Genomic DNA, 14,081 nt, shown 5'->3' with positions numbered 1-14,081 from the left:
ACCAGCGATGAGCCAGTACCCGAACCTGCTGTCCCCCCTCGATCTCGGCTTCACCACCCTGCGCAACAGGGTGATCATGGGTTCGATGCACACCGGCCTCGAGGACAAGGAAGCGCATTTCCCGCAACTGGCCGAGTACTACGCCGAACGCGCCCGCGGTGGCGTCGGGCTGATCGTCACCGGCGGGTTCGCGCCGAACCGGACCGGCTGGCTCCTGCCGCTGGCGTCGAAGCTCTCGACGCGTGCGGAAGCCGAGGCGCACAGGCGACTCACCGAGCCGGTGCACGAGGCGGGCGGCAAGATCGCGCTGCAGATCCTGCACGCGGGCCGGTATTCCTACCATCCGCTGAGCGTCTCCGCGTCCGGCGTCAAGGCGCCGATCAACCCCTTCAAACCTCGGAAACTTTCCGGGTACGGCGTGCTGCGCCAGATCCGCGCGTTCGCCGATTGTGCCTTCCTTGCCAAGGAAGCGGGTTACGACGGCGTCGAGATCATGGGGTCCGAGGGATACTTCATCAACCAGTTCCTCGCCGAACGGACCAACAAGCGCACCGACGAGTGGGGCGGCAGCGCGGAAAACCGGCGACGGATCGCCGTCGAGATCGTGCGCCGCACGCGAGAAGCGGTCGGCGAGGACTTCATCATCATCTATCGGCTGTCCATGCTGGACCTCGTCGAAGGCGGCCAAAGCTGGGAAGACGTCGTCGCGCTGGCCAAGGAGGTCGAAGCGGCGGGCGCGACGATCATCAACACCGGCATCGGCTGGCACGAGGCGAGGGTGCCGACGATCGTGACGTCCGTGCCGCGCGCGGCGTTCACCTGGGTGACCGGGAAGCTCAAACCGCACGTCGAAATTCCGGTGGTCACGTCGAACCGGATCAACATGCCCGAGGTCGCCGAGGAGGCGCTGGCGAGCGGTGACGCGGACCTGGTGTCGATGGCGCGGCCGTTCCTCGCCGACCCGGAATGGATCCGGAAGGCCGAGACCGGACGCGAGGACGAGATCAACACCTGTATCGCCTGCAACCAGGCCTGCCTCGACCACGCGTTCAAACGGAAACTCGTGTCCTGCATGGTGAATCCGCGTGCGGGCCACGAGACCACGCTGAGGCTTTCGCCCACGCGGAAGACCAAACGCGTCGCCGTCGTCGGCGCCGGCCCCGCCGGGCTCGCGGCCGCGACCGGTCTCGCCGAGCGCGGGCACACCGTCGAACTGTTCGAGGCGGACGACGAGGTCGGCGGCCAGTTCGGGATCGCGCGGAAGATCCCCGGCAAGGAGGAGTTCGCGGAGACCATCCGCTACTACACGCGACGGCTCGAGGTCACCGGCGTCAAGGTCCACCTCGGCGCCCGTGCGACCACCGACGATCTCGTCGGCGCCGGCTTCGACGAGGTCGTGCTGGCCACCGGCGTGACCCCGCGGGTGCCGTCGCTCCCGGGTATCGGCCACCCCAAGGTTCTGTCCTATGTGGACGTCGTCCGGCATGGGAAACCGGTGGGTGGCAAGGTCGCCGTGATCGGCGCGGGCGGGATCGGCGTGGACGTCAGCGAGTTCCTGACGCACACCACCTCCCCCGCGCTCGATCTCGACGCGTGGATGGCCGAATGGGGTGTCACCGACCCCGAGCACGCCGCGGGCGGGCTGACCGAGCGGAAGGTCGAGCCGTCACCGCGGCAGGTCTTCCTGCTGCAACGCAAGAAGTCCGGTATCGGCGCGGGACTCGGCAAGACCAGCGGCTGGGTGCACCGGGCCGCGCTGAAGGCCAAACGCGTCGAACAGCTCACCGGGGTCACCTACGACCGGATCGACGACGACGGCCTGCACATCACCGTCGGTGACAAGCCGCGTCTGCTCGACGTGGACACCGTCGTCGTCTGCGCGGGCCAGGAGCCGGTGCGCGACCTCGCCGACGACCTGCGGGCGGCCGGATTGCCGGTGCATCTGATCGGCGGCGCCGACGTCGCGGCCGAACTGGACGCCAAACGGGCCATCGATCAGGGAACCCGCCTCGCCGCCGTTCTCTGAGTATCTGTTGATGAACCCGCGCCGCGATCGACGTCGGCAGGACGCGGCCTTGTCCTCCGCCTCACGACGGCGGCCAGGGCGTCCTGCCACCGCGATGGCGGGGCCTTCGGCCGGGGCGGGTTCACGCGTTCGATCGCTTTCCGATTCCCTCTTCGACTCCGTCGACAGTCTCTGACGTGGGGCCTCACAAGTGGCAGGATGAACCCTTGTGCGGGACGTATGCGTGATCGGGCTCGGGTTGATCGGTGGTTCGCTGTTGCGCGCGGCGCATTCGGTCGGCCGCACCACGTTCGGGGCGACGACCTCCGAAGCTGACGCGGACGCCGCCAGCAGAGCGGGTTTCGACGTGACGACGCAGGTCGAAGCGGCGCTGAGCAAGGCGGCGGAGCGGGACGCGATGATCGTGCTCGCGGTGCCGCTGCCCGCGGTCGAAGAGGTGCTTCGGACCGTTTCGCGGGTCGCCGGGCACTGCGTGCTCACCGACGTGACCAGCGTGAAGGGCCCGGTGCTCGACTCGGTCCGCCGCCGCGCGGCCTACGCGAAGTTCGTCGGCGGGCATCCGATGGCCGGGACGGCGAACTCCGGCTGGCAGGCGAGCGACCCGGCGCTGTTCGATGGCGCCGCGTGGGTGCTGGGCGTCGAGCACGACACCGACCTGACGGCGTGGGCGGAGGTCGCCCGGCTGGTGCTGGACCTCGGCGCGCACGTCGTGCCGTTGCCCGCGGACTCGCACGACGAGACGGTCGCGCGGATCTCGCATCTGCCGCATATCTTCGCGGCCATCCTGGCCACGATCGGCGCGCAGGGCGGTCCGCTGGCGATGGCGCTGGCCGCCGGGTCCTACACGGACGGCACGCGCGTGGCCGGCTCGAGTCCGGCGCTGGTGCGGGCGATGACCGAGGGCAACCGGGACGCGCTGCTGCCGATCGTCGACGAGGCGCTCGGCCGGCTCGGTGCCGCGCGGGGTTCGCTGGCTTCGACGGGTGGCCTCGCGGTGACGGTCAACGCGGGCAACGAAGGGGCGCAAGCGTTCGCGGCCGCCAAGGACGCGGAACGCGCGGGGGTGCGTGTCAGCCTGACCGCTCCGGACGCGCGCGACGGCCTGATCGCCCTCGGCGAGCGCGGTGGCCGGATCACCGCGATCGAAGGCGACACCGCGATCGGCGACGTCTCCTGACGCGTTTCGTCCTCTGAATGCGCCCGTCTCCCCTCTCGCGAGTGGAGTACGGACCGCATTCAGAGGACGAAATGCGGGAGGTTACTGGCCCTGCGGCGGCTGCTGACCCTGCTGGGGCGGGTTGTCCGGGGTGTCGTCGAACTTGTTGATGAAGCCCTTCGCCTTCTCCACACCGGAGTCGATCTGCGAGTCGTGGCCGGAGAACTTCGACTTGGCGAAGCCCGCCGCCTTGTCCAGGCCGCCCTCGATCTTGTCGTTGTGCTCACGGAGAGCGTCGGTGGCCTTGTTCTTCAATTCATCGAAATTGATGCCCATGGCCTCATCGTCACACAGGTACCGGTGAACCCGTGCGAACGATCACCCGTCGCGGGGACGCTCAGAGCCCAGAGGAACGTGCTCTGCCAGGTCGTCCTGCCGACGTCGATCGCGGCGCGGGTTCACCGACAGGCACTCAGAACGGCCGGTCGCCCACGATGGCGACGCGTTCGGCCACTCGCGCGTGCGGGTGGTAGTCGTTGACCGCGTAATGCTGGGTGGCGCGGTTGTCCCAGAAGGCCACCGAACCGGGGAGCCAGGTGAAGCGCACCTGGAACTCCGGGATGTGCGCGCGGCTGAACAGGTACCGCAGGAGCCTGTCGCTTTCGTCGCGGTCGATGCCGACGATGTGGGTCGTGAAGGCCTGGTTGACGAAGAGGGTTCGCCGCCCGGTCTCCGGATGTGTGCGGACGACCGGGTGCTCGACCGGCGGGAAGGCGTCTTGGTGGCGCAGCAACACTTCCGGGTCGGAGAAGCGATCGAAACCGGGGATGAAGTCGTGCACCGCGGTCAACCCGTCGACGCGTTCACGGATCTCTTCCGGCAGGTTGTCGTAGGCGGCGGCCATGTCGGCCCACATCGTGTCGCCGCCGACCGGCGGGACCTCGAGCAGCCGCAGGACCGAACCGAGCGCCGGCGCGGGCCGGAACGTGACGTCCACGTGCCAGATGTTCTCGAACGCGGGCATACTCGCCGACCGGGTGAAACGAGTGGTGTCCTCGGTCTCCCCCTTCGGGATGAACGGGTTCGTCTCCAGTTCACCCCAGTTGGCGGCGAAGGCGCGTTGATGCGCCGAAGTGATGTCCTGATCGCGGAAGAACAGCACCTTCCACTCCAGCAGCGCGCGGTTCAGCTCCGCGTGGAGAGCGGGCGTCAGTGGCCGGGCGAGGTCGACGCCGCCGATCTCGGCACCGATCAGCCGTCCCAGCGGGCGCAGCGCGAAAAGCTCATAGGGGCGTTCTTCGGCACCCTCCGGCAGGCGCCGCAGCAGCCGCGGCCCTTCGAGGATCCCGCCGTCGGGGACGGTCGCGGGGCGGAGAAGGACACGGTCGGGCAGTGCGATGGACATACGTGCTCCCTGGATTCACCGTCGGATGACTTGGCGAGACGAGGAGCTAGGCGGGCGGAGAACCCAACCGTCCACGGCGTAGGAGCAATGCGGCAATGCCTTCGCCGGCCGAACGTGTCGGCGCGGACTCCCAGTGGACGGACACGGGGTCATCGTGGGCGCGATTCGGCGTGCGGTCAACATCGTCCGCGGGACGGGACGATCATCGTCTCCGCTCGGAGGGGTAGCTACCCGACCACGTGTTCCGTTCCTCGCGCGGCCGCAGCGCCTCGGCCAGCACCCATTGCGAGTGCGTCGTACCACCCCGGCCGACCGGACCCAGCTGGAAGGTGACCCAGCCCACCCAGTGCGCCGTCGTCGTCGCCCGCCACATCCCCAGCAGTCCGGGGACCGTGGCGGTCAGGTCCAGGCCGTCGGGCAGGCGGGTCTTCGTCGCGCCGACGGGATACACCAGCTTGAGATCGACCCAAACGGGCTGGTTGGGCCGCACCATGTGCAGGTGACGCGGCCCCGGCGGCAGCGTGTCACCAGTGTCGAGCATGCGTCGATTATGCGTGAAAAATCGAACATTAGTTCGAGACGATGCTCACGCTCCCCCATCCGGGGGGTTGCTTCGCTAGGGTCGGCGACATGCTCGTCTGGATCAACGGCCCGTTCGGCGGTGGCAAGACGCAGACCGCGCACGAACTGCGCCGGCGCCTTCCCGGCAGTGTCCTGTCCGATCCCGAGGTCGCGGGTTTCGGCCTGCACCGGATGATGCCGCCGCGGCTGCGCGCCGACTTCCAGGACCTGTCCGCGTGGCGTCGGGGTGTTTTCGAGGTACTCGACCTGATACTCCGCAAGCAGGACGGTCCGGTGGTCGTGCCGATGACGCTGGTGGAACCGCGGTACTTCGAGGAGATCGTCGGCAGGCTGCGAGAGCGCGGACACGACGTCCGGCACTTCGCGCTGCTGGCCCGGCGCGAGACCGTGCTGCGACGGCTGAGCGAACGTGGCGTCGTCCACTCCGTGCGACGGAAGGGCGTCCCGCCGAAACGCGAGACCTTCGCGGTGTCGAAGCTCGACCTCTGCCTGGACCGGCTGAGCGGCGCGGAGTTCGGCGAACACATCCATACGGACATGCTCACCGTCGCGCAGGTCGCCGACCGGATCGCCGCGTCGGCCGGGCTGGCACTCGAACCGAACACGGACAGCGCGCTGCGGGGCCTCGTCCGTCGCAAGTGGACGAGCGTCAAGCACATCCGGTTCGGCTGATACTCAGGCCCTGCGGTGGTAGGGCAGGAACCGCCGGACGAGCCGCAGGGGCGCGCGTTCGACGAGGTCGGGACCGCGCACGGCGTCGAAGGCGGCGCCGATCTGGTCGACGACGCCGGACAACTGCTCGTTTTCGGGCATCGGCATCTCCGCCGGATCCCGTTCCTCGCGGACGGCGGCCGCGAGTTCGGTGAGGGCCGCCGTCAGGAGGGCGATATCGGCGGCGGCCGGGGCCGGGACGCCGCGGCCGAGGGTGACGCCGACCTCGGTGACGGCGTCCGCGACGCGTTCGAGGCCGGCGATCACCGGCCACCAGGCGACGGCCTGCCGTCCGGCGGCGGAGGGTTCGACGATGACCTGCTGGAACGCCGTCCGCAGGTCGGCCAGTGCGCGGTAGGCGCGGCGGCGGGCGCGTGAGCGTTCCAATCTCGCTTCGCCCGAGGGCGCGAGCACGAGACCCTTGTCGAGGTATTTCACCAGGCAGTCGAGGCTGTCGGCGAGCCGTCCGCCGACCTGCGGCCGTCGGCTGCCCGGCCAGAGCAGGTAGCCGAAGAGCAGGACGATCGCGCAGCCGAGCACGGTGTCGACGAGCCGCGCCAGCACGACGTCCCAGCTCCCAGTGCTGGCGAGGTCCATCTGCAGGATGATCAGCGGCGTCACGAAGGCGCTGAGGATGCCGTAGTTGCGGACCTTGCCGACCGCGACGCCACCCGCGAACACGGCGATCAGCAGGACCAGCAGCCAGCCTTCGCCGCCCGCGGCGAGCACCGCCGCGCCGATGCCGACGCCGATCACCGTGCCGATGCCGCGCAGCATGGCGCGGCCGAACACCGAACCGAAGTCCGGTTTGAGGACGATGCCGACGGTGAGCGTGATCCAGTAGGAGCGTTCGAACGGGACGAGCAGCGCGACGACTTCGGCGATCGCGACGCACAGCGTGAGGCGCAGCGCGGCGAACCAGGTGAGCGGACCGGAGACGAGCGAACCCGCCCAGCCGCGGAGGCGCTTGTGCCACGGCTGGACCTCACGCCGTTTCCGGTTGTCGCCTTTGCCTATCCGGCCGAGTCCGGCGTAGAGCGCGGCGAGGACCGGATCGGCGTCTTCGGGCGCTTCGGGCGGCTCCGGCAGTTCCTGGTTCGCGAGCACGGCGGCCGAGGTCGCGACGAAGTGGTCGATCACGTCTGCCGGGGCGCGGCGGCCGGCGTTGACCATCGCGACCGACGCCTCGACGGCCGGGGTGCTGGCCGAAAGCAGGTTGAGCAGCTGGCGGTAGGTGGCGTCGCGGCCCGAGAGCCAGGATCGCGCGGTGAGCAGCCGGTCGTACGCGGTGTTCATCGCGGTCGTGAGCTGGTGGCGCGCGACGCGGGAGGTGGCTTCGTCGGTCGCGGACAGCATCGCGGCGAGTTCGACGTAGACGTGCGCGACGGCGCCGCGTTCGGGGCTGGTGGCGCGGAAGGTCCAGGTGGCGAGCGCGATCAGCAGGCTCCAGGCGGCGCCGACGCAGAAGTAAGCGAGAAGGACTTCGACGCGCAGACCGGTGACGTGCTGGCCGGTGCCGAGCACACAGAAGACGAACATCTGCAACCCGGCGACCGACGCGTTGCTGCCCGCCGCGCTGATCAGCGCGGACACCGCCGCGACCCCGACGACGACCGGGATGGACGCGACCGGGACGCCGCCGGTGACCAGCCCGGCGAAGTAACCGAGGGCGGCGGCCGCGGTGGCGCCGCCGAGCCGCCGGGCACGGTAGCGGTACGGGCCCGCGGATTCGGAGAGGACGGTGGGCAGGGCGCCGGTGGAGATGAGCGCGCCGACACCGATGTCGCCGAGCGCGTAGCCGACGGCCAGCGGTACGGCGAGGGCGAGGACGGCGCGGGCGACCATGTTCCACGGAATGGGAACCGGTGTGCTGCGAAGCAACTGCACCAGCCAATGCGGTGCGGCGATCTCGCGGCGCGACGTGCTCACGCGCCCATTTTGACTTATCCGTGGCGGCCGGAACGGTTATCGTCGCCACATGGGCAAGACGTACTCCTTCGAGATCAACCGGACGAGCAGCGCCTCGCCCGCTTCCCTGTTCGCGCTGGAGGCCGACGGTTCCCGGTGGTCGGAATGGGCGAAGCCGGTGGTGTTCCACTCGCGCTGGGCGCGGGAACCGGGCGCGGACGGGGTGGGCGCCGTCCGGGCCGTCGGCCTGTGGCCGGTGTATCTCCACGAGGAGACGCTCGAGTACGAACAGGACCGAAAACACGTCTACGGCTTCGCGGGCCCCGCGCCGCTGAAGGACTACCGCGCCGAGGTCTCGTTCACGCCGAACGCTGCCGGCGGCACGGATCTGCGGTGGACCGGCCGATTCACCGAACCGCTGCCGGGCACCGGCGCCGCCGTCCGCTCCGCTCTGCGCGCGGTGGTCTCGATCCTGGCCACCCGCCTGGTGAAACACGCCGAACGCGCCTGACCCCATCCCCCGCCCTTCCCAAGGGGGGCGACCCCGAGTCCAGTCTACCGGTGATGGGCGGTGGAAAGGGCTGGTCGGCGGGGTTGCCCACAGGTGGCGATGGTTGTGGACAACTCCGGAGGTGGGCCAAGAGGAGGCATCCCCCGCATGGGACGTGGTGAAGGCTTTCTTCACATCAGACGAGGGGAAGGCTCCCTTCGACCACATCAGACGCGAAGAAGGGAACCTCCACCGCATCAGACGCGGGGGAAGTTCCCTTCAGCCCCTCACCGAAAGATCAGCCGGCGCCCAGGCACAGGAAAGGGCGCCGCAGCGGATCGGCGGCGGTCGCTTCGGCGAGCGCCAGGGCGGGCGCGGTCCCCGAGGCCAGCCGCCGGTGCAGGTCGGACATCGCGGCGGCGGCGGCCTTGTCCCCGACCCGCGCGATCGCGCCGATGACCGTCCGCGATCCGCTGGCGAGCAGCGTCCCGGCGAAACCGAGCGCCTCCTCACCGGGCCGGATGTGACTCATCGCGAGTTCGCACGCGGCCAGTACCACCCGTTCCGGCGGCTTCGCGAGCCGCGCGGTTTCGTGCGCGTACAACGGGCCGTCGACGAGTTCCAGCCGGGAGAACAGCGCGTTCGCCGGTTCGTGCGCGCCGTGGGCGACCAGGTGCGCCATCCCGGAACCGTCCAAAGCGGACAGTACGGTGTCGCTGGTCGCGTCCTTCCCGTCGACGAGCCTGGCGTGCGGGTACACCGTCCGCAGGTTCCGCACCTCACCGACCGAACCCGGCACCCCGGGCCCGCCGGCGAGCAGGACCGGACCGGAGTTCCGTCGTCCCGTCGCGGTCACCCAGGCGGTCGCCGACGGCGCGATCGACACCGGATGTCCCTGCAGTGACGGCAAAGCACCCCACGGCAACGCGTACAGCGGGCCGATCGGCACGATGATCAGCTCGCGGTTCTCCAGTGTCTTCGCCAGCGACGCGGAGATCAGCTTGTCCAGCTTGTCCGCCCGGCGCCGGGCGGAACCGGTGACGACTTCGACGAGCGGCCCGGGCAGGTTGTCCGGAGCCAGCGCGTCGAGGTCCGCGTGCAACTGCCGCGCGGTCTCGATGATCTCCGCGAGCGGGCCCAGCTTCACGAGCCGGAACCGGCCGCGGTCGACGACCACCGCGTACAACGTGTCGCGGTAACCCATCAGGCTCACCAGCACGCGATCCCCGAGCCGTTCGACCACTTCATCGGGTGTCGAGACCGGCCGCGGACGACCCCATTGGCTGGTGTACCACCCGAGCCTGGTCGCCTCCTGCTGTAACCGGTCGTAGCGTTCCTCGAGCTTCCCGACCGGTTCACCGGAGAGTCGCCGCGCTTGGATGGTCCCTTGCACGTGCCGCATTTCGTTGATGTGCCGGGCGAGCGCCGGATCTTCGATGATCGGGAGCGGTTCGTAGCGGTACACCTGAGCGCGCGTGCGTTCCAGCCACGCGAACAGGCTCTTCGCCCCGGCGCCGCTGCGCCTCGCCTTCTTGAGCACCAGTGTCAGCGCGAGTTTGCCCAGTTCCTCACCGTGCGCCGCCGTCCCGCAGACGAGGTCGAGCCCGCCCATGCGGTCGCGGATCTGCCCGAGTTCCGCCAATCCCGCCCGTGCCTGCGCGAGGGCCGAACGCGGCCGGTGGGACGCGACCGCGAGTTCCGCCCGGCACAACCGCAGCTGCATCCGGTGGTCGATCGGCGTGGTCTGCCGGGGTTTCGAGACCTGCGCCAGGAGTTCCTCCGCGGCGACCGTCTCTTCGCGACGGATCAGCAACCGCACGGCGAACATCCTGGCCGCGCCCGCTTCGTCGCGCAGACCGAGCCCGGCCAACCGGACGGCGAGGTCGGCGAGCCGGCCGGGCAGTTTCGCGGAAGGCTTCTTCTCCCTGTCCGCCAACATTTTCACCGCGTCCGCACGCAACCGCGTGAGTTCCGCGATCTCCGCCCACCGGCCGTTGCCGCGGCGGAGGAAGCTGCGCCGGGCGGAGGTCGCGAGCCTCTTCGCGAGGACGTGATCGCCTTCGAGGATGGCGGCTCCCGCTCGCGCGACCTCGGCTTCGGCGACGACGTGGACCGCGCCGTTGCCGCGGAGTTCGGGGATCGCTTCGTCGAGATGCCGCGCCGCCTCCTCGGCGAGGCCCGCGGTGAGCAGCGCCTTCGCCTGGTCGAGCCGGACGAGCGGCAGTGAACCGGGGCCTTCGGTGACGAAGATCGACGCCGCCTGCTCGTAGTGCCTGAGCGCTTCGGGGATGTCGCCGAGCAGTTGGGCGTGATCACCCAGGTTGTGCCGGATCTTTCCTTCGAGCATTCGATGCTCGTGCTCGACGGCGAGATCGAGTGCGTCGACGAGGTCCCGGTGCGCGCCGTCGGGATTGGTCTTCTGGAGCTGGAGCCAAGCGCGGTTCACCAAGGTCCGGGTCAGCAGGAGACTGTGTTCGCCCGTCTCGGCGACCAGCCTGGGGATCACCGCGTTGTAGAGCGCGAGCGATTCGTCGAGCCGCCCCACGCGCATCATGACCAGGGCGCGTTGCAGCACGACGATGAAACCCAGCTCCCGCCGGACTTCACCGCCCGGCAACAGGAGCCGCGTCCGCTCGGCCTCGTCCAGCCGGACGAAACCGTCCTCTTGCGACGTGATCTCCGCTTCCGCGGCCGCCAGACTGACCAGCATCCGCACGCGGATTTCCAGCCTGTCGGGCCGATCCGCCTCCACCGGCCCGAGCAGGGACAACCCCCGTTGCAGCAACCTGATCGCCGCGCCGGGCCCGTGATCGGACGCCGCGGCCCTGGCGCGGCGGTGCAGCTCGGCCGCCGACCCGACTACGGAGTCGACGAGGGGAAGCTGCGCGGGCACACGCACTATGGGAGCACACCCGCGCCGCATAACGGAACAGCCGTCCGGTTAGAGCACCACTGTGGGGGTCACGACGGTCCTTCGGCAGGTCACATCGCCGAGGTGGATCACGATCTGGGTGGTGCCCTGGGGGACGTTGTCCAACACGAACCGGCCTCCCTCGTCGGCGGTGGTGGAACTCGTGCCGTGCTCGGCGACGCGAACCTCCACTCCGTACTCGCCGGCGGGCACGAGCCAGCCGTCGATCCGGTGTTTCTTGCCGATCTTGGTGAGGTTGATCATCACGGTCAGATCGCTGACGGTGAAGGTGATCGTGCCGGTGTCGCTGCCGCGGACGCCCGCCGTGGCGTCCATCCGTTCCCAGCGGGCGACCTCGACGTCGAGATTCTCGAGCGCGAGCGCGAACTGAACCCGCTGCACCAGATCTCCCGGTGGCGGGTCCAATTCGTCCATGAAGCGCCCGATATCGGCGAGCAGGTCCTCATCGCCCGGGGAGGTCATCTCCCCCGGCGTCCCGAGGTCGTTCATCGGCTTCCCCCTTCGTGGGCCAGCAGGTCGCGCATCGATTCGAGGCAACGGCCCCTGGTCGGGCCGACACTTCCGCGCGGCATACGGAGTGCTTCGGCGACCAGTTGGTATTCGGCCCGCCCGGCGAGCACGGTCAGCCGAAGAAGCTGCTGACAGCGGTGCGGCAGGCGGAGGAAGGCGCGCCAGACCCGGCGATCCCGGTCGGCGCGGACGGCTTCCTCCTCGGGAGCCGGATGGGTGCTCTCCATGCTTTCGGCCAGCTCGTCGGTCAGCGGGACGGGCTGGGCGCGGCGGCCGAAAGGATGCTGTGCTTCACGTCTGGTGGTGGTGATCAACCAGGCGGCGAGCGCCTTGGGGTCACGGAGCTTCTCGAGCTGACTGAACAGGGCGAGCCACACCGTCTGGACAACGTCCTCGGCGGTCAGGCGATCGAGCCCGTTCGCGCGCGCGACATGCCACACGAGCGGGGTCAGCTCGTGCACAAGTCTGTCCATCGCCTGGCGGTCACCGGCCCGGGCCGCACGCATACAGGCGGCATGCAGGTCGGCACCGGTCAGTCCTTCCCATGGCGGGTCTACCTCGGTCGTTTGCACGTCGGTCACCGTATCTGCCCCACTTCGGACGTGTCTGCGTGTCGGCGCTGGCAGTATCGCGGGCCCTTCGGGGAGAAGGAGCGTGCAAGAGGCTCTGGGATACATCAAGTCACTAACTTTTTTGTGGAATTTCCGGTCTTCACTCTCGAGGTGGGGCGAAGGGCAAAGGCACCGGCCGGCGCGAGTAGGTGTGGACTGCGCACCGGCCGGGCCCTTTTTCCCTCCCCCCGGGCCCGCTCCCCAACGGGCCCGCGTCCGGGCGTCCCCCTCCCCCGAAGGAGCACCCGGAGGTGATGCCCGGCAGCCCCCTCGGCCTCCGGACATCACCCGTCTGTGTGCGGTCAGTTCGCGGGCGGCGGCGTCTTGTACGGGTCCCAGTTGCCGTCCGGACTCGTGCCGGGGCGGGGCGGGACCGGCACCGTGATCGGGCCCGGCTTCGTGGTCTCTTCGAGGTCCTCGGTGGCCGTGGCCTCGTCGTTGACGGGTGCGGTGTTGGTCGTCATCGGGTGTCCCTCATTTCCTCGACTGCTCCATAGGACGCAACGAGGCGGCCACCAGATACACGCAGAGCCAGCTTTTTCGCGGAAATTTCTTGATTTGTGGCAGGCGAGTGACCTGATCAGCGCTTTTACCGGCGAAAAGTATCGCTGAGTAGCCGGTGGCTCACGTCCGCGAGTTGTTCGGCCCAGCGCCGGTATCCCTCGGGGCCGGGGTGGAAGCGGTCCTCGGCGAAGGTCGCCGGGTCCATCATCGCGGCGGGCATCGGGGCGTGGACGACGCCGGGCAGCGACGCCAGCCGCGCGGCCGCGGCGTCGAGGGCGGCCGACCGCGCGCCGAGGACGTCCCGCAGCGGACGCGGCAACGCGGGGAACCGGCCCATCGGCGGCACGCCCGCCAGCACCACCGGGACCCGCCCGGCGCGGCGCCGCAGGGAGACGACGAGGTCGAGCAGGTCACGCCGGTAACGCGCGGCCGAATGCAGTTCGATCGTGTCGTTGACGCCCAGCGCGATCACCACGAGGTCGGCGGGTTCGAGCAGCTGCAGCAGCTCCTCGCGCACCACTCGGGCGTTGGCCCCGGTCTTGCCGAGTGCCTGCCAGGCGACCGCGCGGCCGTTCCGCGCGAGTTCGTCCGCGAGCCGTCCGGTCAGCCCCTCGGCGTGCGTCGCCGCGCCGACGCCGTCCACAGTGGACTCGCCGAGCACCGCGAGCCGCACCGGACGGCCGTCACCCGGCACGAGGCCCGTTACCGGCCCCGCGGCGCCGGGCAGCCTTGGCGTCGTACGGCGCACCCGGACGGCTTGCGCGAGCAGGATCGGGGCGAGCACCACCGCACGGCTGATCACCCCGCGACTCTACTTCCGCGTTTCGTCCTCTCGATGCGATCGTTGCGCACGCGACAACCGCATCGAGAGGACGAAATGCGGGGGTCGCCGTGCGGAGCAGGTAGTCGGCGACGTCGGCCCGCGGGCGCGTCATCGAGCACCTGGGCGAGGAGGTCCGGCTCGGCCGGATCCGTCAGGACGCGGATCTGGAGGCGTCGGCGTCCCTGCTGCTCGGGGCCTGTTTCCAGTACGCGTTCCTGGCGTCCTTCGAGGACCGCGAGCCGCCCGTGGAAGAGCTGGACGAATGGGCGGAAAGACTGGCGGCGACGTTGCTGGTCGCGCTGGTCGTGGGGGGGGGGGGGGGGGGGGGGGGGAAAAAAAAACCACCCCCCCCCCACCCCCCCAAACCCCCCTCCACCGGGGGGCTTTTTTGTCTCGAGGGAGTCGTGGGGCATGGTAGGTTAC

General features: G+C 69.7%; 13 protein-coding genes. 4 read left to right on the top strand and 9 right to left on the bottom strand.

Annotated features, from left to right (window positions below):
* Positions 1 to 7 precede the first annotated feature (7 nt).
* Together ACZ6DT_RS04960 and ACZ6DT_RS04955 are read left to right on the top strand one after the other, a co-directional pair.
* Positions 8 to 2,026, top strand: a complete 2,019-nt coding sequence (locus ACZ6DT_RS04960) for an oxidoreductase (protein WP_465588678.1) — start codon at positions 8 to 10, stop codon at positions 2,024 to 2,026.
* 223 nt (positions 2,027 to 2,249) lie between these two features.
* Positions 2,250 to 3,203 (top strand): prephenate dehydrogenase, encoded by a 954-nt coding sequence (locus tag ACZ6DT_RS04955; protein ID WP_465588866.1) that lies wholly within the window; start codon positions 2,250 to 2,252, stop codon positions 3,201 to 3,203.
* 81 nt (positions 3,204 to 3,284) lie between these two features.
* Here ACZ6DT_RS04955 and ACZ6DT_RS04950 read toward each other — a convergent pair whose 3' ends face one another.
* The 3 genes from ACZ6DT_RS04950 to ACZ6DT_RS04940 form a co-directional block, all read right to left on the bottom strand.
* Positions 3,285 to 3,518, bottom strand: coding sequence for an antitoxin (locus ACZ6DT_RS04950; RefSeq protein ID WP_465588676.1), 234 nt, complete (start codon positions 3,516 to 3,518; stop codon positions 3,285 to 3,287).
* A gap of 136 nt (positions 3,519 to 3,654) precedes the next feature.
* Positions 3,655 to 4,587: a TauD/TfdA dioxygenase family protein gene (locus ACZ6DT_RS04945; protein WP_465588673.1), complete on the bottom strand. Its 933-nt coding sequence runs from the start codon at positions 4,585 to 4,587 to the stop codon at positions 3,655 to 3,657.
* 202 nt (positions 4,588 to 4,789) lie between these two features.
* Positions 4,790 to 5,128, bottom strand: coding sequence for a hypothetical protein (locus ACZ6DT_RS04940; RefSeq protein WP_396554655.1), 339 nt, complete (start codon positions 5,126 to 5,128; stop codon positions 4,790 to 4,792).
* 89 nt (positions 5,129 to 5,217) lie between these two features.
* Between ACZ6DT_RS04940 and ACZ6DT_RS04935 the strand changes: the two genes are divergently transcribed.
* A complete protein-coding gene (locus tag ACZ6DT_RS04935) occupies positions 5,218 to 5,841 on the top strand; it encodes an AAA family ATPase (protein ID WP_465588670.1) in 624 nt (207 codons plus the stop codon).
* Positions 5,842 to 5,844: 3 nt separating this feature from the next.
* On the opposite strand, the gene ACZ6DT_RS04930 is transcribed toward ACZ6DT_RS04935, so the two are convergent.
* Positions 5,845 to 7,809: an FUSC family protein gene (locus ACZ6DT_RS04930; RefSeq protein WP_465588667.1), complete on the bottom strand. Its 1,965-nt coding sequence runs from the start codon at positions 7,807 to 7,809 to the stop codon at positions 5,845 to 5,847.
* A 49-nt stretch (positions 7,810 to 7,858) separates the two neighbouring features.
* Between ACZ6DT_RS04930 and ACZ6DT_RS04925 the strand changes: the two genes are divergently transcribed.
* Positions 7,859 to 8,299, top strand: a complete 441-nt coding sequence (locus ACZ6DT_RS04925) for an SRPBCC family protein (RefSeq protein ID WP_465588665.1) — start codon at positions 7,859 to 7,861, stop codon at positions 8,297 to 8,299.
* Positions 8,300 to 8,576: 277 nt separating this feature from the next.
* Here the strand turns inward: ACZ6DT_RS04925 and ACZ6DT_RS04920 are convergent, their stop codons facing one another.
* From ACZ6DT_RS04920 to ACZ6DT_RS04900, 5 genes are all read right to left on the bottom strand, one after another.
* Positions 8,577 to 11,177 carry a CHAT domain-containing protein gene (locus ACZ6DT_RS04920; RefSeq protein WP_465588662.1) on the bottom strand — a complete coding sequence of 867 codons (2,601 nt, stop codon included), beginning with the start codon at positions 11,175 to 11,177 and terminating at the stop codon, positions 8,577 to 8,579.
* A gap of 42 nt (positions 11,178 to 11,219) precedes the next feature.
* A complete protein-coding gene (locus tag ACZ6DT_RS04915) occupies positions 11,220 to 11,699 on the bottom strand; it encodes a carboxypeptidase regulatory-like domain-containing protein (protein ID WP_125780735.1) in 480 nt (159 codons plus the stop codon).
* Entirely contained in the window at positions 11,696 to 12,301 is a 606-nt protein-coding gene (locus tag ACZ6DT_RS04910) for an RNA polymerase sigma factor (RefSeq protein WP_007030724.1), read from the bottom strand. Before ACZ6DT_RS04910 ends, ACZ6DT_RS04915 begins: the two co-directional genes overlap by 4 nt.
* 332 nt (positions 12,302 to 12,633) lie before the next feature.
* The gene (locus ACZ6DT_RS04905; RefSeq protein ID WP_465588659.1) at positions 12,634 to 12,795 is read right to left on the bottom strand and encodes a hypothetical protein; all 162 of its coding nucleotides are present in this window, start codon (positions 12,793 to 12,795) and stop codon (positions 12,634 to 12,636) included.
* Between the two features lie 125 nt (positions 12,796 to 12,920).
* The gene (locus tag ACZ6DT_RS04900; RefSeq protein ID WP_465588656.1) at positions 12,921 to 13,637 is read right to left on the bottom strand and encodes an SGNH/GDSL hydrolase family protein; all 717 of its coding nucleotides are present in this window, start codon (positions 13,635 to 13,637) and stop codon (positions 12,921 to 12,923) included.
* Positions 13,638 to 14,081 lie beyond the last annotated feature (444 nt).

The sequence above is a fragment of the Amycolatopsis sp. NPDC041971 genome (genome assembly GCF_055588925.1).
Note: the sequence above shows the minus strand (reverse complement) of the source record. Positions and strands in the feature narration are given on the sequence as shown.

Excerpts from the sequence above, each read along its gene's own strand:
- ACZ6DT_RS04960 (WP_465588678.1), top strand. The coding sequence starts at position 8 with ATGAGCCAGTACCCGAACCTGCTGTCCCCCCTCGATCTCGGCTTCACC.
- ACZ6DT_RS04945 (WP_465588673.1), bottom strand. The coding sequence starts at position 4,587 with ATGTCCATCGCACTGCCCGACCGTGTCCTTCTCCGCCCCGCGACCGTC.
- ACZ6DT_RS04925 (WP_465588665.1), top strand. The coding sequence starts at position 7,859 with ATGGGCAAGACGTACTCCTTCGAGATCAACCGGACGAGCAGCGCCTCG.
- ACZ6DT_RS04950 (WP_465588676.1), bottom strand. The coding sequence starts at position 3,518 with ATGGGCATCAATTTCGATGAATTGAAGAACAAGGCCACCGACGCTCTC.
- ACZ6DT_RS04905 (WP_465588659.1), bottom strand. The coding sequence starts at position 12,795 with ATGACGACCAACACCGCACCCGTCAACGACGAGGCCACGGCCACCGAG.
- ACZ6DT_RS04915 (WP_125780735.1), bottom strand. The coding sequence starts at position 11,699 with ATGAACGACCTCGGGACGCCGGGGGAGATGACCTCCCCGGGCGATGAG.
- ACZ6DT_RS04940 (WP_396554655.1), bottom strand. The coding sequence starts at position 5,128 with ATGCTCGACACTGGTGACACGCTGCCGCCGGGGCCGCGTCACCTGCAC.
- ACZ6DT_RS04935 (WP_465588670.1), top strand. The coding sequence starts at position 5,218 with ATGCTCGTCTGGATCAACGGCCCGTTCGGCGGTGGCAAGACGCAGACC.